23 protein-coding genes are annotated in these 22,751 nt (G+C 70.0%); 8 read left to right on the plus strand and 15 right to left on the minus strand.

From position 1 onward, the window contains the following. Positions 1-35: 35 nt before the first annotated feature. The 11 genes from truB to rimP all read right to left on the minus strand — a co-directional run bounded on the left by truB (position 36) and on the right by rimP (position 11,006). A complete protein-coding gene (gene truB, locus ACWEPG_RS17490) occupies positions 36-956 on the minus strand; it encodes a tRNA pseudouridine(55) synthase TruB (protein ID WP_452594871.1) in 921 nt (306 codons plus the stop codon). A gap of 11 nt (positions 957-967) precedes the next feature. Then, a complete protein-coding gene (gene npt, locus ACWEPG_RS17495) occupies positions 968-1,642 on the minus strand; it encodes a 4'-phosphopantetheinyl transferase Npt (RefSeq protein WP_450117179.1) in 675 nt (224 codons plus the stop codon). Then, complete coding sequence (locus ACWEPG_RS17500; RefSeq protein WP_450117178.1) at positions 1,639-2,565, minus strand: metallophosphoesterase family protein; 927 nt, start codon at positions 2,563-2,565, stop codon at positions 1,639-1,641. Before ACWEPG_RS17500 ends, npt begins: the two co-directional genes overlap by 4 nt. 5 nt (positions 2,566-2,570) lie before the next feature. After that, entirely contained in the window at positions 2,571-3,953 is a 1,383-nt protein-coding gene (locus tag ACWEPG_RS17505; protein WP_450117177.1) for an MATE family efflux transporter, read from the minus strand. Next, a complete protein-coding gene (locus ACWEPG_RS17510) occupies positions 3,946-4,947 on the minus strand; it encodes a DHH family phosphoesterase (protein WP_452594872.1) in 1,002 nt (333 codons plus the stop codon). Before ACWEPG_RS17510 ends, ACWEPG_RS17505 begins: the two co-directional genes overlap by 8 nt. Before the next feature lie 9 nt (positions 4,948-4,956). Continuing rightward, complete coding sequence (gene rbfA, locus ACWEPG_RS17515; protein ID WP_450134552.1) at positions 4,957-5,421, minus strand: 30S ribosome-binding factor RbfA; 465 nt, start codon at positions 5,419-5,421, stop codon at positions 4,957-4,959. A gap of 178 nt (positions 5,422-5,599) precedes the next feature. Further along, complete coding sequence (locus tag ACWEPG_RS17520; protein WP_450117184.1) at positions 5,600-5,890, minus strand: DUF503 domain-containing protein; 291 nt, start codon at positions 5,888-5,890, stop codon at positions 5,600-5,602. A 73-nt stretch (positions 5,891-5,963) separates the two neighbouring features. Then, complete coding sequence (infB, locus tag ACWEPG_RS17525; protein ID WP_450134550.1) at positions 5,964-8,801, minus strand: translation initiation factor IF-2; 2,838 nt, start codon at positions 8,799-8,801, stop codon at positions 5,964-5,966. Positions 8,802-8,983: 182 nt separating this feature from the next. Then, a complete protein-coding gene (locus ACWEPG_RS17530) occupies positions 8,984-9,346 on the minus strand; it encodes a YlxR family protein (protein WP_450116473.1) in 363 nt (120 codons plus the stop codon). A 45-nt stretch (positions 9,347-9,391) separates the two neighbouring features. Beyond that, on the minus strand, positions 9,392-10,411 hold the full coding sequence (gene nusA, locus ACWEPG_RS17535) for a transcription termination factor NusA (RefSeq protein WP_450134744.1): 1,020 nt from the start codon (positions 10,409-10,411) through the stop codon (positions 9,392-9,394). Between the two features lie 16 nt (positions 10,412-10,427). After that, complete coding sequence (gene rimP, locus ACWEPG_RS17540) at positions 10,428-11,006, minus strand: ribosome maturation factor RimP (RefSeq protein ID WP_450116474.1); 579 nt, start codon at positions 11,004-11,006, stop codon at positions 10,428-10,430. 168 nt (positions 11,007-11,174) lie between these two features. Between rimP and ACWEPG_RS17545 the strand changes: the two genes are divergently transcribed. Continuing rightward, positions 11,175-11,714 carry a hypothetical protein gene (locus ACWEPG_RS17545; protein WP_450116475.1) on the plus strand — a complete coding sequence of 180 codons (540 nt, stop codon included), beginning with the start codon at positions 11,175-11,177 and terminating at the stop codon, positions 11,712-11,714. Further along, positions 11,711-12,175 carry a ferritin-like domain-containing protein gene (locus ACWEPG_RS17550; protein ID WP_450116476.1) on the plus strand — a complete coding sequence of 155 codons (465 nt, stop codon included), beginning with the start codon at positions 11,711-11,713 and terminating at the stop codon, positions 12,173-12,175. Before ACWEPG_RS17545 ends, ACWEPG_RS17550 begins: the two co-directional genes overlap by 4 nt. 15 nt (positions 12,176-12,190) lie before the next feature. On the opposite strand, the gene ACWEPG_RS17555 is transcribed toward ACWEPG_RS17550, so the two are convergent. Continuing rightward, positions 12,191-13,390: an RtcB family protein gene (locus ACWEPG_RS17555; protein ID WP_452594873.1), complete on the minus strand. Its 1,200-nt coding sequence runs from the start codon at positions 13,388-13,390 to the stop codon at positions 12,191-12,193. Positions 13,391-13,589: 199 nt separating this feature from the next. Beyond that, on the minus strand, positions 13,590-15,014 hold the full coding sequence (locus tag ACWEPG_RS17560) for a DHA2 family efflux MFS transporter permease subunit (protein ID WP_450116478.1): 1,425 nt from the start codon (positions 15,012-15,014) through the stop codon (positions 13,590-13,592). A 135-nt stretch (positions 15,015-15,149) separates the two neighbouring features. On the opposite strand from ACWEPG_RS17560, the gene ACWEPG_RS17565 reads away from it, so the two are divergent. The 3 genes from ACWEPG_RS17565 (at position 15,150) to ACWEPG_RS17575 (ending at position 18,431) form a co-directional block, all read left to right on the plus strand. Further along, positions 15,150-15,788 (plus strand): TetR/AcrR family transcriptional regulator, encoded by a 639-nt coding sequence (locus ACWEPG_RS17565; RefSeq protein ID WP_452594874.1) that lies wholly within the window; start codon positions 15,150-15,152, stop codon positions 15,786-15,788. 305 nt (positions 15,789-16,093) lie between these two features. Then, positions 16,094-16,981 carry an AurF N-oxygenase family protein gene (locus ACWEPG_RS17570; protein WP_450116480.1) on the plus strand — a complete coding sequence of 296 codons (888 nt, stop codon included), beginning with the start codon at positions 16,094-16,096 and terminating at the stop codon, positions 16,979-16,981. A gap of 16 nt (positions 16,982-16,997) precedes the next feature. After that, positions 16,998-18,431, plus strand: coding sequence for an FAD-dependent oxidoreductase (locus tag ACWEPG_RS17575; RefSeq protein WP_452594875.1), 1,434 nt, complete (start codon positions 16,998-17,000; stop codon positions 18,429-18,431). A gap of 58 nt (positions 18,432-18,489) precedes the next feature. On the opposite strand, the gene ACWEPG_RS17580 is transcribed toward ACWEPG_RS17575, so the two are convergent. Continuing rightward, positions 18,490-19,419 carry an alpha/beta hydrolase gene (locus ACWEPG_RS17580; RefSeq protein ID WP_452594876.1) on the minus strand — a complete coding sequence of 310 codons (930 nt, stop codon included), beginning with the start codon at positions 19,417-19,419 and terminating at the stop codon, positions 18,490-18,492. A gap of 335 nt (positions 19,420-19,754) precedes the next feature. Here ACWEPG_RS17580 and ACWEPG_RS17585 point away from each other — a divergent pair, with 335 nt between their 5' ends. From ACWEPG_RS17585 to ACWEPG_RS17595, 3 genes are read left to right on the plus strand one after another with little or no spacing between them, the layout of a single operon-like run. Beyond that, positions 19,755-20,261, plus strand: coding sequence for a nuclear transport factor 2 family protein (locus ACWEPG_RS17585; protein ID WP_452594922.1), 507 nt, complete (start codon positions 19,755-19,757; stop codon positions 20,259-20,261). Further along, on the plus strand, positions 20,258-21,127 hold the full coding sequence (locus ACWEPG_RS17590) for an SDR family NAD(P)-dependent oxidoreductase (RefSeq protein WP_450116483.1): 870 nt from the start codon (positions 20,258-20,260) through the stop codon (positions 21,125-21,127). The genes ACWEPG_RS17585 and ACWEPG_RS17590 overlap by 4 nt, the downstream gene beginning before the upstream one ends. A 50-nt stretch (positions 21,128-21,177) precedes the next feature. Further along, positions 21,178-21,804 (plus strand): FHA domain-containing protein, encoded by a 627-nt coding sequence (locus tag ACWEPG_RS17595; RefSeq protein ID WP_450116484.1) that lies wholly within the window; start codon positions 21,178-21,180, stop codon positions 21,802-21,804. Between the two features lie 2 nt (positions 21,805-21,806). On the opposite strand, the gene ACWEPG_RS17600 is transcribed toward ACWEPG_RS17595, so the two are convergent. Beyond that, positions 21,807-22,745, minus strand: coding sequence for an alpha/beta fold hydrolase (locus ACWEPG_RS17600; RefSeq protein WP_450116485.1), 939 nt, complete (start codon positions 22,743-22,745; stop codon positions 21,807-21,809). Positions 22,746-22,751: the final 6 nt, after the last annotated feature.

Genomic DNA, 22,751 nt, shown 5'->3' on the forward strand with positions numbered 1-22,751 from the left:
GAGGGCCGGTCGGCCCGCGCGAGTCCGCGGCGGGCCTACAGGCCGCGCAGTGTCGCCGGTCGCACCACCATCACCGAGCTGGCCCGCCGGCCGCGTTCCTGCAGCAGTGCGATGGTGTGTCCGGTCGGGTCGATCGCGGCGTAGGTGCCCGGGATACCGATCGGGTCGAGCCAGCGGCCCTGGCTGATCGACTCGGCCTCGTCCGCCGAGATCTGCCGGTGCGCGAACGCCGTCTGGCACGCCTGGTCGATGTCGAGGCTGACGGCCGGAGCCTCGGCCAACTGCTCCAGGGTGCGGGCGTGGTCGAGGGTGAACGGTCCCACCCGGGTCCGGCGCAGCGCGGTCAGGTGTCCGCCGACACCGAGGGCAGCACCCAGGTCGCGGGCGAGGGCTCGGACGTAGGTGCCGGACGAGCATTCGACCTCGACGTCCAGGTCCACGAACGTGTCCAGTCGTCGCGTCGCCGTCACATCGAACCGGTCCACGGTCACGGGCCGGGCCGCGAGCTCGAAGTCCTCGCCCTCGCGGACCAGTTTGTGGGCCCGCTGCCCGTCCACCTTGATCGCACTGACCCGCGTCGGCACCTGGGAGATCTTCCCGGTCAGGGTCGCGATCACCGCGGCGATCTGCTCGTCGGTCACCGCGGAGGCGTCCGCGTCGGCGAGCACCTCCCCCTCCGCATCGTCGGTGGTGGTGGACTGTCCGAGCCGGATCGTCGCCGAGTACGCCTTCGTCGTCAGCGACAGCAGGCCGAGCAATTTCGTGGCCCGCTCGACGCCGAGGACGAGCACGCCGGTGGCCATCGGATCGAGGGTGCCCGCGTGCCCGACCTTGCGGGTGTGCAGGATCTTCCGGCAGCGGGCGACGACGTCGTGACTGGTCATGCCCGCGTCCTTGTCGACGATCAACAACCCGGCGCCGTGCAGGCCGGAGGACGGGGGGCGGTGAGCAGACACGGTTTTCGAGACTACTGGACGGTGATCGCGGCGATCACCAGGCCGCCGTCCACCAGCCAGCGGCCGTCGAACGAGGACAGCGGCGGGCCGTCGTTCGTCTCCCCCGACACCAGCAGGTCCGTGTGGAAGGTGCCGGTCGCGCGGCCGTCGCCGGCGTCGCCGAGCTCGAAGGTGATGTGTGCGTCCTCGAACCCGAGCCAGCGGTATGTCAGCGGGAACCACGCCTTGTAGGTGGCCTCCTTCGCGCAGAACAGCAGCCGGTCCCAGTGCACGTCGGCGCCGTCGGGTGTCCCGCCGGCGAGCCAGTCCCGTTCGGCGGGCAGGCTCACCGCATCCAGCACTCCGTCGGGCAGCGGGCCGTGCGGTTCGGCGTCGATCCCCACCGACCGCACGGCCATCGAGTAGCCGAGCACCGCCCCGCGGTAGCCGTCACAGTGCGTCAGGCTGCCGACGACACCGCGCGGGAACAGCGGAACACCCCTCTCCCCCTTGAGGATCGGTGCCGGGTCGACCCCGAGCTTGCCCATCGCCTGCCGGGCACAGTGCCGGACACTGACGAATTCGCGGCGACGCTTGTCCACTGCCCGCGCGATCAGTGCGGCCTCGCTCGGGTGCGGCACCAGTTCCGGCGGGTCGGAGAACAGTTCGGCGTATTCGACACCGGCCGGGAGAATCTTCTCGATCACGCGCGCGCCGCCCTCATTCGTTCCATCTCGGCTTCCTGTTCGGGGGTGACCTTGAAGTGTCCGCCCCACTTGTTGAGCGTGCCCGGCGCGTACTCGGGCACCGGGAGAATCTGCCGCAGCAGCCTCTCGGGCAGACCGCGCCGCTGCCATTCGCGCGGGTAGCCCAGCGAGACCTCCTCGAACCTGACCCCGTCGTACCAGGTGGTGCGCGGAATGTGCAGGTGCCCGTAGACGCTGCAGATCGCGTTGTACCGGGTGTGCCAGTCCGCGGTCTGCTCGGTGCCGCACCACAGCGAGAACTCCGGGTAGAACAGCACCCGCGTGGGTTCCCGCACCAAGGGGAAGTGGTTGATCAGCACGGTCGGAATCGACAGGTCCAGCGCGTCGAGGCGGGCTCGGGTGGACTCCAATCGCGCCGCGCACCACGCGTCACGGGTGGCGTACGGCTCGGACCCGAGCAGGAACTCGTCGGTGGCGACGACGTTCTTCTCGCGGGCGAACTCGAGTGCCTCCTCCTTCGTCGACGTGCCCTCGGGCCGAAAGGTGTAGTCGTAGAGGAGGAACATCGGCACCAGAGTCGCCGGGCCGCCCTCCCCCTCCCACACCGGATACGGGTCCTCCGGGGTGACCACACCGAGTTCCCGGCACATCGTCACCAGGTAGTCGTAGCGGGCGGCGCCGTGGATCTGCACCGGATCCTTCGCGGTGGTCCACAGTTCGTGGTTACCCGGCACCCAGATGACCTTCTCGAACCGCCCCCGCAACGTCTTGAGCGCCCAGGCGATGTCGTCGGTCTTCTCCGAGACGTCACCGGCCAGGATCAACCAGTCCTGCGGGGACTCCGGGTACAGCTCCTCCGTGACGGGACGATTTCCGCGGTGCCCGACATGAATGTCGCTCACCGCCCACAACTTGCGTGTCACGCTCACTACCTTCCCACCTGATCTTCGGTTCCGGATCCGAGCTGAAGGTCGGCACCGCCGACGGCCCAGCGCCCCGAAGCCGTCCGCCACACGACGGCGAGCATCCGTAGCACCATGAACACCGTCAGCCCCGTCCAGATTCCTGCCAGCCCCCAGTCGTACACGAGCGACAACCAGATCGGTGGCAGAAAACCGACGACCGCGCAGGCCAGGGTGGCGGTCCGCAGGAAGGCAGCGTCGCCGGCACCGAGGAGCACCCCGTCGAGGGCGAACACCACGCCCGCGACGGGCATGATCGCCACGAAGAACCACCAGATCACCCGCGTCTGGTCCTGGACGTCCGCATCCGGGGTGAACAGGGTCGGGATGATCTGGTGGCCGAGCGCGAACACCGCCGCGAGCACCAGCGCGAAGATCGTCGACCAGCCGGTCAGCCGGCGCGCGAGTCCCCTGGCACCGGCGACCCGACCGGCTCCGAGGGCGGCACCGACCAGGGTTTGCGCGGCGATCGCCAGAGAGTCGAGGGTCAGCGCGACGAGATTCCACAGCTGCAGCACCACCTGGTGCGCGGCGACGGCGGCCGCACCGAACCGGGACGCCACCGCTGCCGCCGACAGGAAGCAGGCCTGGAACGCGAGACTGCGCAGGATCAGGTCCCGGCCGAGCACGACCTGCGCACGCATCACCGAGGACCGCGGTCGCAGCGGCACTCCGGACCGCGCCAGCGCCAGCACGAAGCACGTCGCCGTCACCACCTGGCCGACCACGTTCGCCACCGCCGATCCGACCAGTTCCAGCCGGGGCGCCCCGAGCAATCCGTGTACGAGAACCGGGCACAGCACCGCGGACAGGGCGAGCCCTGCGAGGACGAACCGCAACGGACGCATCGTGTTCTGCACACCGCGCATCCAGCCGTTCCCGGCCATCGCGATCAGGATCAGCGGCGCCCCGAACACCGCGACCCGCAACCAGGCCACCGCCTCCGTCGCAATGTCGTCGCCACCGGCGATCAGCGTCGTCACCGGCCGGGCCAGCACCTGCACGGCCACGACGATCGCGATCCCGATCGCGGCGGCGAGGAACGTCGCCTGCACACCTTCCTCGACCGCACCCCGCTCGTCACCCGCACCGTGTAACCGGGACGCCCGGGCGGTGGTGCCGTAGGACAGGAACGTCAGCTGGGTGCTGACCTGCGCGAGGATGAGACCTCCGACCGCCAGACCCGCCAGCGCGAGTGCGTTCAGGTGACCGACGACGGCAATGTCGAAGAGCAGGTACAGGGGTTCGGCGGCCAGGACCCCGAGCGCGGGCAGGGCAAGTCCGAGGATCCGCCTGGCCGAAGGCCGGTCGTCGACCCGGTCGGGGTCGGTGCCGATGGCGTCAGCCAACGGTCGAGAGCAGATCGGCGACGACGGTGTCCGCGTCACCGTGCGCGGTGTAGCCGGACGCGAACCGGTGCCCGCCGCCGCCGAGCCGGGCGGCGACCTCGGACACGTCGATCGCCGACTTCGACCGCAGCGACACCGACCACACGCCGGGTTCGTTCTCCTTGAGCACCGAGGCGACCTCGGCCTGCGCGGTCGTGCGCACGATGTCGATGACGGACTCGATCTCCTCGGCGCCCATCCCGGCGGTGTCCGCGTACCGGACCAGCGCGTAGACCAGGCCGCGACCACCGGCGGCGTCGGGGAGCAGTTGCGCCGATCCGAGGACCGACGACAGCATCGGCAGCCAGCCGAACGGATGGGTGTCGAGCAGCCGCCGGGTGATGGCCGCGGAGTCGATGCCGGTGTCGATCAGCCGCTCCGCGAGCGCGTGCGTGCCGGGCTGCACCCAGCGGAACGACCCGGTGTCGGTGACCAGACCGGCAAACAGGCAGTGCGCGATGTCCCGGTCGATCGCCACCCCCCACTGGTCGAACAGCCGGGTAAGGACGGCCGCGGTCGCCTCCGCCGTTTCGTCGATCAGGTTGTGCCTGCCGTACCGGGTGTTCGACCGATGATGGTCGATGACCAGCGTCTCGCGGGCGGTGTCCAGCCGCGCACCGAGGCGACCGAGGCGCCCACGGCTGCCGCAGTCCACCGTGACCACCAGATCCACCTCGTCGGCCACCTGGTCCGGCGGCACGAGCAGATTCACCCCGGGCAGGGTGCGCATCGACTCCGGCAGCACGGCCGGATGTGCGAACGACACCTGCACCGGTGTGCCGCGGCGATCCAATGCCAACGCCAGCGCCAGCCCGCTGCCGATGGTGTCCGCGTCCGGTTGGACGTGACAGAGCACCGTCACCGAGGTGGCCTCCGACAGCAGCACGACTGCGGTCTCGAGGTCGATGTCTCCACCGGGTTCCTGCACGTGCGAGGTCTGCGCGGTCACGGTCATCGCCGGGCCCTAGTCGGCGTCGTCCGCGCGGTCGTCTTCGACCGGCTTCGGCTCCTTGTAGGGGTCCGACTCACCGGCGTGCGAAGCCCCCTCACGGGCCTTCGCGACTTCGTCGTCCGCGGCGCGCGCCCGGGCGAGCAGTTCCTCCATGTGCCGCGCCGCATCGGGGACGGTGTCGGCGACGAACGTCAGTGTCGGGGTGAACCGAACCCCGGTTCCCGCCCCGACCTTCGACCGCAGCACTCCGGTCGCCTTCGCGAGGCCGGCGGCCGCGCCCTCGAAGTCCGGCTCACTGTCGAGGTCCACGCCGCGCACGGTGTAGTACACGGTCGCATCGTGCAGATCGGCGGTCACCTTCGCGTCGGTGATGGTGACGTAGTCGAGCCGCGGATCCTTGATCTCGTGGTCGATCGCCGACGCCACGATCGTCGAGATGCGCTTGGCGAGCTTTCGTGCCCGCGCCGGGTCTGCCATGACCGAAGTCCCTTCTCACACGACGGCACGTGCCGCCCACATCACCCGACGGTAGTGCCGCCGTTCATACCACCCGACGGCGGTGCCGTCGGTACTGCTGCCGACGGCGGTGCCGTCGGTACTGCTGCCGACGGCGGTGCCGTCGGTTCTTCCATCGATATACACCCGGGAACCGGTTTCAGTCCTCCGGACCGAACATCCTTCGACGCACGGACAGCAACTGCAGCTCGGGGCGCGCCGCGACCGTACGTTCGCAGGTGTCGAGGATCTCGTTGAGGTGCTTGACGTCCGCGCTGGCCACTGCCACCCCGATCGCGGCGCGCCGGTAATGATCGTGTTCCCCGGTCTCCGCCACCGACACCCCGTATCGGGCGAGCGCGGCGATGACGGGCTTGACCACCGAACGCTTCTCCTTCAGCGAGCGGATGTCGCCGAGGAGGATGTCCAGTTCGAGCGCGCCGAGATACAAGCAGCCTCCTGGGGGATCGGGTGCGGCGGGTGTCCCGCGGGCCGCACCGGCCCGCGGGACACCCGTGCCACCACTAGTCGCGCGGCTTCTCGCGCAGCTCGTACGCCTCGATCACGTCACCGACCTTGATGTCGCTGTAGGTGACGGTCAGACCGCACTCGTAACCCTCGCGCACCTCGGTGGCATCGTCCTTCTCCCGCTTGAGCGAGGAGATGGTGATCGTCTCCGCGACAACCACGTTGTCACGCAGCAGGCGCGCCTTCGCGTTGCGCCGCATGATGCCGGAGGTGACCAGGCAGCCCGCGATGTTGCCGACCTTCGAGGACCGGAACATGGCACGGATCTCCGCCTTGCCGAGCTCGACCTCTTCGTAGACCGGCTTGAGCATGCCCTTGAGGGCCTTCTCGATCTCGTCGATGGCCTGGTAGATCACCGAGTAGTACCGGATGTCGACGCCCTCGCGGTTGGCGAGTTCGGTCGCCTTGCCCTCCGCGCGGACGTTGAAGCCGATGATGATCGCGTTCGACGCCGACGCCAGGTTGACGTTGGTCTCGGTGATGCCACCGACACCGCGGTCGATGACCCGCAGCTGCACCTCGTCGTCGATCTCGATCCCGAGCAGCGCCTCCTCGAGGGCCTCCACGGTGCCGGAGTTGTCGCCCTTGAGGATGAGGTTGAGCTCGTTGTGCTCCTTGAGCGCGGCATCCAGATCCTCGAGGCTGATCCGCTTGCGGCTGCGTGCAGCGAGCGCGTTGCGCTTGCGTGCGTTGCGCCGGTCCGCGATCTGCCGGGCGATCCGGTCCTCGTCGACGACGAGCAGGTTGTCACCCGCACCGGGCACCGACGTGAAGCCGATGACCTGTACCGGACGCGACGGCAGGGCCTCGAGCACGTCCTCGCCGTACTCGTCGACCATGCGCCGGACGCGACCGTAGGCGTCGCCGGCGACGATCGAGTCGCCGACCCGCAGGGTGCCGCGCTGGATGAGCACGGTCGCCACCGGGCCACGGCCGCGGTCGAGGTGCGCCTCGATGGCGACACCCTGGGCGTCCATGTCCGGGTTGGCGCGCAGGTCGAGCGAGGCGTCCGCGGTGAGCAGGACCGCCTCGAGCAGCTGCTCGATGTTGGTGCCCTGCTTGGCGGAGATGTCGACGAACATGGTGTCGCCGCCGTACTCCTCTGCCACCAGGCCGTACTCGGTGAGCTGACCGCGGATCTTCGCCGGGTCGGCGCCTTCCTTGTCGATCTTGTTGACCGCGACCACGATCGGCACGTCGGCCGCCTGGGCGTGGTTGATCGCCTCGACCGTCTGCGGCATGACGCCGTCGTCGGCCGCGACGACCAGGATCGCGATGTCGGTGGCCTTCGCACCACGGGCACGCATGGCGGTGAACGCCTCGTGACCCGGGGTGTCGATGAACGTCACCAGTCGCTCGACGCCGTCCAGCTCGGTCAGCACCTGGTAGGCACCGATGTGCTGGGTGATGCCGCCGGCCTCGCCCTCGCGGACGTTGGCCTTGCGGATGGTGTCGAGCAGTCGGGTCTTGCCGTGGTCGACGTGACCCATGACGGTGACCACCGGCGGACGCTGTTCGAGGTCCTCCTCGCCGCCTTCGTCCTCGCCGTAGGTGAGGTCGAACGACTCGAGCAGCTCGCGGTCCTCGTCCTCCGGGCTGACGACCTGGACGACGTAGTTCATCTCGCCGCCGAGCAGCTCGAGGGTCTCGTCGTTGACGGACTGCGTCGCGGTGACCATCTCACCGAGGTTGAACAGCGCCTGGACCAGGGCCGACGGGTTGACGTCGATCTTCTCGGCGAAGTCCGACAGGGACGCGCCGCGGGCGAGCCGGATGGTCTCGCCGTTGCCGCGCGGCAGCCGCACGCCGCCGACGGCGGGCGCCTGCATCGAGTCGTACTCTTGCCGCTTCTGACGCTTCGACTTGCGACCACGCCGGGGCGCGCCGCCGGGACGACCGAACGCACCGGCCGCAGCACCACGCTGGCCGGGACGACCGCCGCCGCCACCGGGACGACCGCGGAAACCGCCCGCGGGAGCTCCACCGGGAGCACCTGCACCGCCGGCACCGGGGGCGCCGCCACCGCGGTAGCCGCCGCCACCGCCGCCGGGGCGTCCACCCGGACCGCCGGGACGCCCACCACCGGGGCGACCGGCACCGGGGGCCGGACGGGACGAGCGTGCGGGCATGGCACCCGGGTTCGGGCGCGGGGGCATCGAGCCGGGGCTCGGACGCGGGCCACCCTGGCCGGGGGCCGGACGCGGGCCACCGGGGCCCGCCTGGGGACGCGGCGCGCCGGGAACCGGACGCGGACCGGCCTGGCCGGGACCCGGACGCGGGCCGCCGGGCCGCGGCGCCGGACGCGGTGCCGGACGCTCGGCGGGGGCCGACGAGTACGGGTTGTTGCCCACGCGCGGCGCCTTCGGACCGGGCTTGGGGCCCGGAGCCGCAGGACGGGGTGCCGGGGCGGCGCTGGCGGCGGGAGCCGCCGGAGCCGGAGCTGCCGGAGCCGGGGCAGCCGGCTTCGGGCCCGGGGTGGGCGGCTTCGGTGCGGCCGGGATCGGCGCCGCGGCGGCCGGAGCCGGTGCGGCCGGTGCCGGAGCGGCGGGGGCCGCTGCAGCGGGGGCGGCCGGCGCCGGTGCGGCCGGCTTCGGGCCGGGACGGGGTCCGCCGGGCTTGGCGGTGGTGGCCGGCTTCGCGGCCTCCGGGCGCGCGGGAGCCGCGTCACCCTTGGCCGACGGGAACGATTCCCGCAGCCGTCGCGCAACCGGCGCCTCCACGGTGGAGGACGCCGACTTCACGAATTCGCCCTGCTCCTTGAGCCGAGCGAGAAGTTCCTTGCTGGTGACACCGAGTTCCTTGGCCAACTCGTGCACGCGGGCCTTGCCTGCCACTGCTCTCCTCTACTGAGAGGCCGAGCGTGGCGAAATGCCCGCACGACCTCGGGTTAACTCCGATGGACGATCATCGTTGGTGCTTCACGGTGTGCTCATGAGTGTGTTTGCCTGACTCTTCTCGAGAGATTGCCTGTGTTCCCGGGTACCGCTGTTCTGTACTGCATATTTGAGTACCGGGTTCACGAGGTACTGCTCTGTTGTGGATGCGGTTCGGTTGGGAGATCGGTACCGATCGCAAGATCCGTACCGATCGCGCGACCGAGGGCCGCCGTGTCCAGGCTTCCGGACACTCGCAGCGCTCTTCCGAACGCTCGACGCTTCTCCGCCTGACCCAGGCACCGCCGGTCGAGGTGCAACCATGCACCGCGGCCGGAAAGCCTGCGCCCCGGGTCGGGCACCACCACCCAGCCCTCCGGCTCGGTGGGTCGTGCCACGACCCTCAGCAGATCTGCGGCTGGCGCGAGCTGCCGACATCCGATGCACGTCCGCACCGGGTGACCGGGTCGCAGGCGCACGTCTGCCGAGAACTCATGCCGAGCCATTGACCACTCTACCGCTGTTGTCGACCGATATCCGCATGGCGTCCACTACACGCGCGTCGACGACGGTCCGGCGGGGGCGTCGGCGTCCGGAGCGGCGTCGCTGCGGATGTCGATCCGCCACCCCGTCAGCCGTGCAGCCAGGCGGGCGTTTTGCCCCTCCTTGCCGATGGCCAGCGACAGCTGGAAATCCGGCACGACGACGCGGGCAGCCCGGGCGTCGGCGTCGACGACTGTGACCGACACCACCTTCGACGGCGAGAGTGCGTTGCCGACGAACTTCGCCGGGTTCTCGTCGAAGTCGATGATGTCGATCTTCTCACCGGCCAGTTCGCTCATCACGTTGCGCACCCGCTGCCCCATCGGGCCGATGCAGGCACCCTTCGCGTTCAGACCCGACACCCGCGACGCGACGGCGATTTTCGACCGGTGGCCGGCCTCACGGGCGACCGCGACGATCTCGACGGAGCCGTCGGCGATCTCCGGCACCTCGAGTGCGAACAGCTTCCGCACGAGGTTCGGGTGCGTCCGCGAGAGGGTGATCTGCGGTCCGCGCTGTCCCCGGGTGACGCCGACGACGTAGCACTTGATCCGCTCGCCGTGCTCGTACACCTCGCCGGGCACCTGCTCGGCCGCGGGCAGGATCCCCTCGGCGCCGGTGGCCTCGCTGCCGATCCGGACGACGACGACGCCGCGCGCGTTCGCGCGGGTGTCGCGCTGGATGACGCCGCCGACGATCTCACCCTCGTGCGTGGAGAACTCGCCGAAGCTCTTCTCGTTCTCCGCGTCGCGCAGCCGCTGGAGGATGACCTGACGGGCCGTGGTCGCGGCGATGCGGCCGAACCCCTCCGGGGTGTCGTCCCACTCCTCGCCGACCCGGTTGCCGTCGGCGTCGACCTCGTGTGCCATCACCCGCACCAGGCCGGACTTGGTGTCGACGTCGATTCGCGCGTGCGGCTGGTGACCCTCGGTGTGCCGGTAGGCGGTCAGCAGCGCGCTCTTGATGGTCTCGATGATCGTATCGACCGAGATGCCCTTGTCGTCCTCGATCGCTCGCAGCGCCGACATTTCGATATGCACTTGTCTATCCCTCCGCCTGGATTTCGTCGTCTGTCTCGTCGAGGTCTGTCTCGTCGATCTCGCCCGGGACCGCGCGGCCGGCGGCCACACCACCCGCCAGTTCGAGTTCCTTCGCGTTCGGCGCCGAGAACTCCACCTGCACCACGGCTTTCACGACGTCCGCGAGTGCGATCTCGCGGACCTCCGGGCCTCCCTTGGCCGGGACGACGAGGGCGACCACGCCGTCGCCGAGCACTCCGACCCGGGCCAGCAGCTTCTCGTCGCCGATGTCGACCCGCACCCGGCGACCCTGCGCCCGGCGCCAGTGCCGCGGCTCGGTCAGCGGGCGGTCGACGCCCGGGGAGGTCACCTCGAGGGTGTAGGGGGATTCGCCGAATTCGGACTCGCCGTCGAGCCGGTCCGAGATCAGCCGACTCAGGTCGGCGACGTCGTCGAGCGCGAGCCCGGCGTCGCTGTCGACCATCACCCGAACCACACTGCGGCTGCCGGCCTTCGTGACCGTCACGTCCTCCAGGTCGTAGCCCTGACGGGGCACGAGATCGGAGAGAAGCTCGATCACCCTCTCCCTCGACGGAACCGGCATCAGTAGAGCTCCTCGTTCAGTTGTGGTCGGATCACAAGTCGTCGGCACCGGGATTGCGCGTTTCGCTCACCTCGGGGCGCGAAGATCTAGAATAACGCGCATTCGACGGCTCGGTGACCAAGCCGCCCCTGCCGCCGTATGCCCGCAACGCCTGACAAGATGAGCGGCGTGCCCGCAGCCCCCAACCTCACTCCGCCGCCCGGCGTGAACCCACCTTCGTCGTACGCACTGTCCCGACGCGCCGCCCTGAAGGTCGGTGCACTTGCCCTCGGACTCGCCACCGTCGTGACCGCGGCGGGGTGTGCGAGCACCGACGACGACCGGACCGACGAGCCGGATCCGCTGACGACCGCGCTCGACGCGGCCCGCCGGGATGCCACGGCCGCCGCTGCCGCGGCCGCGGTGGCACCGGAGCGGGCCGGAGCCCTCGCGGTGATCGCCGCCGAGCGCACCGCCCACGGGGACGCACTGGCCGCCGAGATCGCCCGCGCCGCGGGTCAGGACCCGGCCACCGCCACCGCGACCTCCTCGGCGCCGCCGAGCGCGACCTCCTCGGCACCGGCGACGGTCGACGAGTTGCGGGCGATGCTCGCCGAATCCCAGCGTGGCGCAGCCACTCTCGCTCGCCGACTGGACGGCCACCGGGCCGGCCTGCTCGGCTCGATCAGCGCGGCTGTCGCCGCGCAGCAGGCGGTGATGTTGCTGTGACCTCCCCCACCACCTCGGCGACGGCGAAGCTCGGACCCGAGCAGCAGGCCCTCGTCGACGCTCTGCGTGCCGAGCACGCCGCCGTGTTCGCGTACGGCATCGTGGCCGCGTACTCGAACCCGACCCGGGCCGCCCAGGTCGCGGCCGACACCGCCGCCCACCGGGCCCGACGGGACGCGACGATCGACGCACTCTCCGCCGCCGCCGTCACCGCACCGGGCGCCGAACCTGGCTACACCCTCCCGTTCCCGGTCACCGACCCGACCGCCGCCCTCCAGCTGGCGGTGCAGGTCGAGGTCGACGCCGCGGTGGCGTGGCGGTCGGTGATCGAACGCGCGCAGTCCGAACCGACCCGCGCGAGCGCCGTCGACGCGTTGACCGAGTCGGCGGTGCGGGCCGCGAACTGGCGGGCCGTGCTCGGCGTCGCTCCCCCGACCGTCGCCTTCCCCGGCCAGCCGTAGTTCGGTCAGGGCGCGTCAGGTCCCCTTGACGTTGAGGATCTGCCGCAGTTCGTGCACGACCCGGACCAGGTCGCGGGCGTCGGACATGACGGTCTCGATGTCCTTGTAGGCATCGGGGATCTCGTCGATGAACTCGGCGCTGTCGCGGTACTCGATGCCGACCATCCGCGCCCGCAGGTCGGCGCGGGTGAACCGGAGCTTGGCCTCGGTGCGGGAGAAGCGCCTGCCGGCACCGTGCGGGGCGGAGCACAGGCCGTCGGCGTTGCCGAGGCCATCGACGACGTACGAGTGGGTGCCCATCGATCCGGGAATGACGGCGCGGACTCCGACGTGCGCATCGACAGCTCCTTTGCGGGTGAGCCACACCTGTTCGCCGCCGTGGGTCTCCTGCCGGGTGTAGTTGTGATGGCAGTTCGTGCGTTCCGTCTCGCGATGATCCGGCGTGCCCATCCACCGCGCGAAGACGGCACCGAACCGGTCCATCATCTCGGCGCGGTTCAGGTAGGCGAAGCGCTGCGCCCAGTGCAGGTCGGCCAGGTACCGATCGAACTCGGCGGTGCCCTCGGTCAGGTAGGCGAGGTCCCGGTTGGGCAGGTCGACGTGTCGGTGGGCGCACGCCTGTTGGGCGACGCGGATGTGGTGCTGGGCGATCCGGTTGCCCACTCCCCTGCTTCCGCTGTGGAGGAACAGCCACACCCGATCCGACTCGTCGAGGCACAGTTCTATGAAGTGGTTTCCACCCCCGAGGGATCCGAGTTGCTGCCGCCACTTCGGGGAGTGCGCAAGATCGACGCCGTCGGCGGCCGCCCGGGATTCGAGTTCCGCGATCCGCGGGGCCGTGAAGTCCCACTGGTGGGTGTCGCGGTTGTAGTGACCGGGCGAGAGGGGGATGGCCGATTCGACGGACTTGCGCAGCGCGCCCAGCCCGACGCCGGTGACGGCGATCCGGCGCTCGACGTCCTTCATCGTGAACACGGTGCGGACGGCGATCATGCCGCAGCCGATGTCGACGCCGACGGCGGCGGGCATCACGGCCCCGCGGGTCGGGATGACGGTGCCGACGGCACTTCCCTTACCGCTGTGCGCATCCGGCATCAGAGCGACGTGCGGATGGATGAACGGCATGGCGGCGGTCTGCCGGGCCTGCGCGAGTGTGGATTCCTCAAGCTGGGATGCCCAGCTCATCAGTGTGGGACCCACCCGGGTCGGGGGCATGGGTGACAACTCCTCGTTTTCGGTGATGGCACCCCGGTGACGGCGGTGCCGTCGGTTGGGTCGACGACGGCGGTGCCGTCGGTTGGGTTGACGACGGCGGTGCCGTCGGTTGGGTCGACGACGGCGGGCCGTCGGTCGTCTCGAATGCGGGGTGTACCTCGACCCTGTCACGGAAGGGGCACACCCCGCATCAGTTTTTTCACCCGCGGGTGCGGCCCGGCATCATCAGCGCGGCGAGCACCGCGACGCCCACGGACGCGGCGCCGACGAGCAGTGCGGGTTGCAGTGCGTCGGTGTATCCGGCCGGGGTGAGGGCGCCTCCCTGCCCGAGGAACACGGCGGTGAGGACGGCGACACCGAGCGCGACCCCGACTTCCCGGATCGTGGAGTTCACCGAACTGGCGGTGGCGTGGTCGTCGTCCGGCATGTCCGCGAGGACGGCGGTCGCGCTCGGCGCGAAGGTCAGGCCCATGCCGATGCCCGCCATGGCCAGGGCCGGCACGATCGTCGGGTACTGCGTCCCCGGCTCGATGATCGACGCCATCCAGACCAGGGATGCCGCCTGCAGGGTCAGACCCGCCACCAGCAGTGTCCGCAGCCCGAGCCGGGGCGCGAGGAGGCCGGCGATCGGGGCGACGACCATCGGCGCCGCCGTCCAGGGCAGGGTCCGCAGGCCGGCCTCGAAGGGTGTGTAGCCCATGACGATCTGGAGGTACTGCGAGAGCAGGAACACCGCACCGAACATGCCGAGGGTGAACGTCAGGCCGATCACGTTGGCGACGGTGAAGCTCCGGGAGCGGAACATCCGCATCGGCATCACCGGACTGTCGGTGCGGAGCTCGCGAATCACGAACGCGGACAAGGCGATCACCGCGACAGCGAGGGTGCCGAGCACGGTCACCGAGGTCCACCCGTCGTCGTTGCCGTGCACGATCCCCCAGACCGCGAGGAAGACTCCCGCGCCCGCGAGAGCCACACCCGGCAGGTCCAGCGATTGCCGCCTCCCGCGCGACTCCCCGAGCGCGTACAGGGCGAGCGGCACGGCGATCACCGCGACCGGCACGTTGATCCAGAAGATCGCCTGCCAGGAGACACCGTCGACGACGGCGCCGCCGACCACCGGGCCGAGCGCAACACCGAGACCGGACACCCCGCCCCAGACCCCGATCGCGAGTGCCCGCTTCGCCGCGGGTACGGCGCCGGCGAGCAGGGCAAGCGAGAGCGGCATGATCGCCGCCGCACCGACACCCTGCACGGCGCGGGCCGCGATCAGCATCCCCGCCGTCGTGGACAGTGCGGACGCGACCGAGGCCACCGCGAAAATTGTTATGCCGTACACGAACACGCGCCTGCGCCCCCAGCGGTCGCCGAGCCCGGCGGCGGAGAGCATCAGTGTCGCGAACGCCAGGGTGTAGGCGTTGAGGAACCACTGCAGTTGCCCGACCGAGGCGCCGAGGTCGGCCCTGACCACGGGCAGCGCGCTCGTCATCACCAGGTTGTCGAGCGTGGCCATGAACATGGGCAGCGAGGCGGCGAGCATCGCGAGCCAGATCGGGACCCGCCGACCGGGAACGGCCTCGGGTGCGGCGCCGGACGGCGCGAGTTGGTCTGTGGTTGCGGTCATCACTTCTCCTCGAACGGAGTTCGCAGTGGACTCGATATGTCGGTGGACTCGATATGTCGCATTTCCGAGCTTTGTAAGCATCGAATGATTACTTAGCCGCCACGAAGCTAAGGCATCGAGTGATAACCTGTCAACATGTCTGCGACGAACGGTTCCCGCCCGGCCACGCGGATGAATGCCGCCGATCGCCGTGAGCTCGTCCTCGCGGCCGCCACCACCGCATTCGCCCGCGGCGGCTGGTCCGGGACCAGTACCGACGCCGTCGCCAAACTCGCCGAGGTGTCGCAGCCCTACGTGGTGCGCATGTTCGGCACCAAGGCCGAACTGTTCCGCGAGGTGTTCGCCCGCGCCCTCGCCAGGATCGTGGAGGCGTTCGACACCGAACTGGACCGGATCGACGCGGACCCGGACGCGCCGTCGGCCGACAGCGAGGAGTACTGGACCCGGCTCGGCTCGGCGTACAGCCAGCTGGTCTCCGACGGCGACATGCTGCTGGTGATGATGCACGGCTTCACCGCGGGCGGGACGCCGGAGATCGGCGCCCAGGCCCGTGCCGCGATGTCGCAGATCTACACCGTGATCCGCACCCGCACCGGCTGCACACCCGAGAAGGCCCGCGAGTTCATCGCGAACGGCATGTTGCTCAACGTCCTGCTCGCGATGCGCGCCCCCGAACACGTCGGCGAGGAGCCCGGGCTCGCGGAACTGTCCGAATGCGCCTTCGGCGAGACCCTGCACGCCGCGCGCGCTGCTGTGAAGCCCACCCGCGACTGAGCAGGACCCGGCGACCCGGCACCCGTGCCGCCGTCGTCGGTCCGAGTGAGCCGACCACGTCCACCCGGTACCGCAACCACGTGAGCGACAGATCCGTTCGGAACGGTCGGTATGCGGGACACCCTCCGGCCTGCCGCCTGGTCGAATGTCCAAGTGGCGAACGGGATTCCAAGTCGGTACAACTGGTGGCGGCGATCGTTTTCGTGATCTTTGAAGAATTGTGACTGTGACTGCCACACGTACATGTGCGAAGGCCACATGTTCCATTCACCCCCCCACGGGGAAGCCAGAGGAGCACGAAAGGGATGTCCGTTTCCGACAGCGATGTGCTGTTCCAGACTCTGACGGAGTCCGCCCGGCGACTGTCCTTCGATCCGAGGGATCCGCTCGTGTGCGACTCCGATCCGGCGGACGACCGGCGTCATGGAATGACGCCCGAGTGGTCACCGTTGTTCGGAACCCCATTGTGGGCGGAGATGTCCGAGGCCGAACGGGTTCGACTCACCCGGGCCGAAGTTGGGCAGTTCCTCGGTGTGGCCATCTGGCTGGAGGTCGGCCTGCAGGTGGCGCTGCTGCGGGCGAGCCACAGTGCAGACCCGTCACGTCCGGACGTCAAATTCCTTCTGAACGAGTGCGCGGACGAGAATCTGCATTCGTTGATGTTCGTCAATGTCGTCGATGCCATCGGATCCCGCTTCCATCCACGCGATCGCGTACTGGACTTCTTCGGATGGGTGTTCCGGCACTTCGTATGGGGCGAGGTGGCGTATGGCGTCGTGCTCGCCGGCGAAGAGATCTTCGACGTCATGCAACGCGACTGGATGACCGACGACGACGTCGCCGCACCCATCCGCCGCACCTCGTACATCCACGTCGTCGAGGAGTCCAGGCACATGGCCTTCGCCCGGCGGCAGATCCGGGATCGGCTGGTGGGAATCTCGCGGTTGCGGCGGTTCGTCAGCACCCTGGCCCTCGCGGGCGGCACCCATCTCATCGCGCGGACGCTGGTCAATCGACGCGTGTACGAGGACCTCGGCCTCGACTGGAAGGTCGTGAAGGCGAACATCGACGCAAACGAGCATCACCGGATGATGTTCCGCAAAGCCGCCGAGCCGTTCATCGAGTTCCTCAGCAGAGAAGGGTTGCTGAATCCAGGCGCGCGATGGATCTATCGAAAGTCGAACCTTCTCTGATCACGCAGGAGTCATCGTGACCCACGTCATCCTGGGGCATTGCTGCAAAGACGCCTCATGCGTGCGGGTGTGCCCGCAGAACTGCATCCATCCGATTCCCGGCGAACCGGCTTTCGAGACGGCCGAGACGTTGTTCATCGATCCGGGCTCGTGCATCGATTGCACCGCCTGCGTCGAGGCCTGCCCGGCGTCGGCGATCAAACCCGAATGGGCGCTGACCGTCGTCGAGCGTCCGAACGCCGCTCGCAACAGGGAGTTCTACGCTCGGAGCCCGGCAACCACGAGGACACAGCGGCGGCGCACCACATTCGATCGACCGCTGGGCCGTCCGGGCGACGGGATCACGGTCGCCGTCGTCGGCTCGGGGCCTGCCGCGATGTACACGGTGCGCGAACTCCTCCGCCGGTCGACGTCGATTCGCGTCACCGTCTACGAGCAGTACGACACGATCGGTGGCCTGCTGCACCGGGGAGTCTCACGCGATCACGTCGGCGTGCGCGAGATGATTCGGCTGTTCGACGTTCCCTTCGGGGACGACCGTGTCACCGTCGTCGCCAACACCGAGGTCGGCGTCGACATCTCGGTCGACGAACTCCGCGCGAGGTTCGACGCGGTGGTCCTCGCCTGCGGCGCCTCGCAGCCGCGCCGCCCCGGGTCCGTCGCCGGCCACGGCGTGACCGTCGGCACCGACGACGGCATTCACCAGGCGATCGACATCCTGGTGGCCGAAAACTGCGAGGAGTCCGGTTTCCGCCCGCCGACTCCCCTCGGGGCGACCTGCCTCGTGGTCGGCGCGGGGAACGTTGCCTTCGACGTCGTCCGGTGGGCGGCGAACTCCCGCGCCCGCGGTCCGGCCGACGGGCGGATCAACCAGGTGGTCGTCCTGTCGCGCTCGGCCCCCGACCGTGCGTCGTTCACGCCGTCCGCGTTCCACGAACTGCGGGACCTCGCCGAAACCGAGCTGCTGATCGACAGCGCGGGCTCCGCGCCGAGCCCCGACGCCGACGACGCGCTCGTGCGCGACCTCGCGCGGCTCCCCGTCACCGATCTGAGCTCGACCGACCTCGACGCCGCGACTGCGTCCGCCGACGGCACCGGCGTCCGTCTGCGCGTCGTGTTGTCATTCGGGCAAGAGGTTGCCGGCGTGCGCCGGGACGCGGCCGGCGGCGTCACCGTCACGACGGAGACCGGGCGTACCTTCCGCGCCGACTCCGCGATCTGCGCCACCGGATTCACCACCAAGCCCATCGATGGGATCCCCCTCGACGCGCGTGGTGCCGTCCCCAACGATCGCGGCCGGGTGATCTCGCACGAGACCGGGGCACCCCTCCACAACCTGTACGTCGTCGGCTGGGCCAAACGCGGGGCACGCGGTGGCGTCGGCGACAACCGCCTCTGCGCAAGCGAAACCGTCGACCAGTTGGCCCGTGCCGTGGCTGCGCGCGTCTGACAACGAGCGATCGGGATTCGCCTTCCGCTCTTCGGCGCGGGGTCCGACCGAGCGCAGGTCAGCCGGCCGGGATCACCGCCGCGACCGGTCGCGCCCCCGCCAGCATCGCCGCCACCGTCTCGCCGCAGCTGCCCGGCTCGGCGGCGTCCAGGCAGTAATGGGACGGTGTCCGGGCGCCCGTCGCCAGGTCGCGGGCCCAGGTCCCGGCGAAGTCCCGCAGCCGCGCCGTCTGGACCGGGTCGGGCGCACACGCGGCGCCGGCGATGCCGATGAGGTCGGTGTCCTCCCCCTCTGCGTCGATGTGGCAGCTGCCCCCGGTGGGACGGCCGGCCTCCACCTCCGCCCAGAGCAACTGGACACCGACGAAGCCCGCGCCGAGCGAGGCCAGCGCCCCGAACGAGTTGCCGAACAGGTTCACCAGGCTCGGCCGGGCCGCGATCGAGAGCACCGGACGCGTCCCGGACGCCGACACCGCCCGGACCGCAGCGGTGAAGCCCTCCGCGGCGACCGGATCGAACAGCACCGCCCCGGCGAGGTCCGGATAGCCCCGCTCGACCAGGCCCGCGCCCACAAGCGCGGCGAAGTGCCCACCCGCGGAATGACCACCGACGATGTACCGCTGTGGAAGCGGCGCGCCGTTCGGCGGCACCAGCGACCGCTCCGCCAGTGCGTCCGCGAACTCTGTGGCGAGCGCCGGATTGCCCGCTGTCATGTCCTCGTCCAGGCACACGACCATCAGGCCCTGCCCGGCGATCGTCTCGGCGGTACCGTGCAGGTTCGCGCAGGTGCGCCCGAATCCGTGTTCGACGAGCATCAGCACGCTCGCCGGACCGCTCGGCAGGTACCACAGCACGTCGCGCGTGGATCCGGACAGTTCGACCGTGGCCTCGACACAGGTTGCCTCCGGTCCGGCGGTCGCACACCCATCCTGCGACGAGGACGGGAACGAGGACGACTGCGCACCGCCGACCGCGGGCGCGTGAGCCATGACGGCAGTCGACAGCGCGACGGCCAGGACGGCGCGACGGATTACGGACGACCGGGACAAGGCGACTCCTGACCTGTGACGAGGACACGCGCGGACCTCGCCCGGCGCTCCCCCGTGGACCATGAACACGAAAGTGGTGCCCGCACAGTACTTCCTGAGCGTGGTCACCCGCACCGTCATCCGCCGACCGGAGCCGGGTCGCGGGTTCGCTCGGGACAGGACACGGCGCAGGCAGCGCGGTCGGCGCAGGCCGCCGCCCGGTTCCGTGTCACTGGGCGGGAGAACCGCCCCCGTGTGACGGCCGACACTCTAGTGTCGGGGTGGTGACGAACAGCATGGAGACAGACCTCTCGCTTCGCCTCGAACGAATCGAACAGGTCGAGGCGATCAAGGCGCTCAAACACCGGTACTGGCGCGCGTGCGACGCGAAGGATCCGAAGACGTTCCGCGACTGCTTCATTCACCGTGGCGCGCGCATCGACTACGGCCGCCTCGGCGCGTTCGACGACGCGGACCCGATGGCGGAGATCTTCACGAAGGTCGCACTGCACACCGTCGACGGCAAGCACGTCATCTTCGACATGCATCACGGGATGCACCCCGAGATCACGGTCACCGGCGACGGCACCGCGACCGGCCGGTGGACGCTGCGGTTCCGCCAGCTCAACCTCATGGACAACACCGAGAAGCTGATGACCGGCGAGTACGACGACGAGTACGTCCTCGAGGACGGCGAGTGGAAGATGTCGAAGTGCCACTTCACCGAGACGTGGGCGATGGTCCGTCCGCTCCCGGCGGAGACCGTCGTCGTCGAGGGTGCGTTCGCGGAGGCGGCCTCGTGAGCGCGCCGGGCACGAACAACGGGGTCGACCGGCGCGTCGCGCTGGTCACGGGCGCGAGCCGCAGTGTCGGCAAGGGCATCGCCCTCGCTCTCGGCTCGGACGGCTGGACGGTGTACGTCACCGCGCGCGGCGAGGTCGGGACCGGCGGCAAGCTCGACCGCACGGCCACCGAGGTCACCGAACGCGGCGGCCAGGGCATCGCGGTGCAGTGCGATCACAGCGACGACGCCCAGATCGAGAAGCTGTTCGCGCGGATCGCCGAGGAGCAGGGCGGGCGGCTGGACCTGCTGATCAACAATGTGTGGGCCGGCCCGGCCGACGGGTACGCGGGATTTTCGCAGCCGTTCTGGAAGCGCCCGGTCGACGACTGGGACAGCCTGATCGGGCTGGGGCTGCGCGCGCACTACGTCGCGAGCGTCGAAGCGGCGAAGCTGATGGTGCCCCGCGGCTCGGGGATCATCGGCAACATCTCCTCGTTCGGCACCCGCGGCTACCTGCACTCGGTGCTGTACGGCATGTCCAAGGCGGGACTGGACAAGATGGCGGCCGACATGGCCGTCGAACTCAAGGGCACCGGTGTCACCGCCCTCAGTTTCTGGCTCGGGCTGATCCGCAACGAGCGGATGGTCGCCAGCGGCATGAAGAGCTTCGAGGGCTTCTCCCTCGAGGACGCCGAGTCACCGGAGTTCGTCGGGCGCGTGATCGTCGCGCTGGCGAACGACCCGAACGTGGGTGACCGCAGCGGCCACACCCTCGTCACCGCGGAGACGGCGCTGGAGTACGGCGTCACCGATGTCACGGGTGGTCAACCGGTGTCGCACCGCGGCGCGTTCGGTGGTGGTCCCCTGTTCGGGCCCACGGGCTGAATCTGCCGGTCGGCTGGCGCGCACCGCCCACCACGAGGGACGATGAGTTCGTGACCACGGACGGTGTCGCGCTGGCCCGGCTGACCTCTTCGGACGGCCGGGGTGGGCAGACTGCGTGGGAGCTGTCACCCGATCGGCCCCGTGTCATCGTCGGCCGCTCCGCCGAAGCGGATCTGTCACTCCCGGACGACGACGAGGTCTCACGGATCCACGCGGTGCTCGAGTACGTGGGCGGGCACTGGACGATCGTGGACGACGGGCTGTCCAGGAACGGGACCTATGTCAACGGCGACCGGATCACCGGGCGCCGTCGGCTGCGGCCCGGCGACAGCGTCCGGGTCGGGGGGACGGCCTTGACGTTCCAGGAGTTCGGCGGTGTCGCGGACGACGCGACGATGGTGGCCGGGTCGGCACCGAACGTGCGCGCCCTCACGCAGACGCAGCGGTCGGTGCTGGTCGCACTGTGCCGGCCGTACAAGCACGGCGTCTCGTTCTCGAATCCGGCGTCGAATCAGCAGATCGCGGAGGAACTGTTCCTCACCGTCGACACGGTCAAGGCGCACCTGCGGACGCTGTTCGGGAAGTTCGGGGTCGAGGACCTGCCGCAGAACCAGAAGCGGGTGGCGCTCGCCGAACGCGCCCTGCACAGCGGAATCGTCACCAGTCACGACCTGTGACCTCAGCCGGCGGGAACGAGGCTGTCCCGACCTCCGCCCACACGTGCGATCAGTCCGTCCAGCGCCGCTGCCACCTCGGCGGCCCGTTCCACGATCACCGAGTGACCGGCTCCGGTGATGCGCACCAGGTCCGCGCCGGGCAAACTGGCCACCAGGGCCTCCGAGTGCGTGAGCGGCGTCAGCACGTCCGCGGAGCCGCACACCACCACCGCGGGGATACCGGCCAGCGCGGCCACGGCCGCGGACTCGTCGAAATCCACGAACGACTTCAGGTAGCTCGACATCGTCACCACCGACGTCTCGCCCGCCATCGCCGCGACGACCGCGACCATCCTGGGGTCGGCGACGCGGCCGCGGGTGCCCGCGACACGGACCGCGGCGGCCCCGACCAGGCAACTCACCCGTTTCGAGCCGGCCGTGACGCGCGGCGCCCAGCGGACCGCGGCATGGAAGGCACCGACCGCCGGGCTGCGCAACAGCCGCCCGAGTCCCGCATCGGCCAATCCGGCTGCCGCCGTTGAGATCAGCGCGACCCCGGCCACCCTGCCCCGCACCGAATCCGGTTGCTGGCGCACGTAGGTGAGCACGGTCATGCCGCCCATCGAGTGCCCGATCAGCACCAGCGGGCCGGACGGTGCGACGGTGCTGATCACGGTGTCGAGGTCACGACCGAGTTGGTCGATCGTGTAGGTGCTCGCATCCGCGTGGCCGGACCGGCCGTGGCCGCGGTGGTCGTAGAACACCATCCGCACCCGGCCGCCCCAGGACGCTTCCAGCGCGTACCGCAACAGGTCCCACGACCCGGACTGCATGCAGTGCCCGTGCAGGAACACCGCGGTGACGTCGGCATCGGCGGGACCGTATTCGTGGACCGCGATCGGGACTCCGTCGTCGGCGACCACGGTGGTGCGGCGGCCCTGTTCAGGGGTGGTGCTCGACATGACGTC

Source organism: Rhodococcus sp. NPDC004095 (assembly GCF_053604015.1).

Excerpts from the sequence above, each read along its gene's own strand:
- rimP (WP_450116474.1), bottom strand. The coding sequence starts at position 11,006 with ATGCCGGTTCCGTCGAGGGAGAGGGTGATCGAGCTTCTCTCCGATCTC.
- ACWEPG_RS17585 (WP_452594922.1), top strand. The coding sequence starts at position 19,755 with ATGGAGACAGACCTCTCGCTTCGCCTCGAACGAATCGAACAGGTCGAG.
- ACWEPG_RS17555 (WP_452594873.1), bottom strand. The coding sequence starts at position 13,390 with ATGCCCCCGACCCGGGTGGGTCCCACACTGATGAGCTGGGCATCCCAG.
- ACWEPG_RS17530 (WP_450116473.1), bottom strand. The coding sequence starts at position 9,346 with ATGGCTCGGCATGAGTTCTCGGCAGACGTGCGCCTGCGACCCGGTCAC.
- ACWEPG_RS17560 (WP_450116478.1), bottom strand. The coding sequence starts at position 15,014 with ATGACCGCAACCACAGACCAACTCGCGCCGTCCGGCGCCGCACCCGAG.
- rbfA (WP_450134552.1), bottom strand. The coding sequence starts at position 5,421 with ATGGCAGACCCGGCGCGGGCACGAAAGCTCGCCAAGCGCATCTCGACG.
- ACWEPG_RS17565 (WP_452594874.1), top strand. The coding sequence starts at position 15,150 with ATGTCTGCGACGAACGGTTCCCGCCCGGCCACGCGGATGAATGCCGCC.
- ACWEPG_RS17510 (WP_452594872.1), bottom strand. The coding sequence starts at position 4,947 with ATGACCGTGACCGCGCAGACCTCGCACGTGCAGGAACCCGGTGGAGAC.
- ACWEPG_RS17600 (WP_450116485.1), bottom strand. The coding sequence starts at position 22,745 with ATGTCGAGCACCACCCCTGAACAGGGCCGCCGCACCACCGTGGTCGCC.
- nusA (WP_450134744.1), bottom strand. The coding sequence starts at position 10,411 with ATGTCGGCGCTGCGAGCGATCGAGGACGACAAGGGCATCTCGGTCGAT.
- ACWEPG_RS17570 (WP_450116480.1), top strand. The coding sequence starts at position 16,094 with ATGTCCGTTTCCGACAGCGATGTGCTGTTCCAGACTCTGACGGAGTCC.
- ACWEPG_RS17580 (WP_452594876.1), bottom strand. The coding sequence starts at position 19,419 with ATGGCTCACGCGCCCGCGGTCGGCGGTGCGCAGTCGTCCTCGTTCCCG.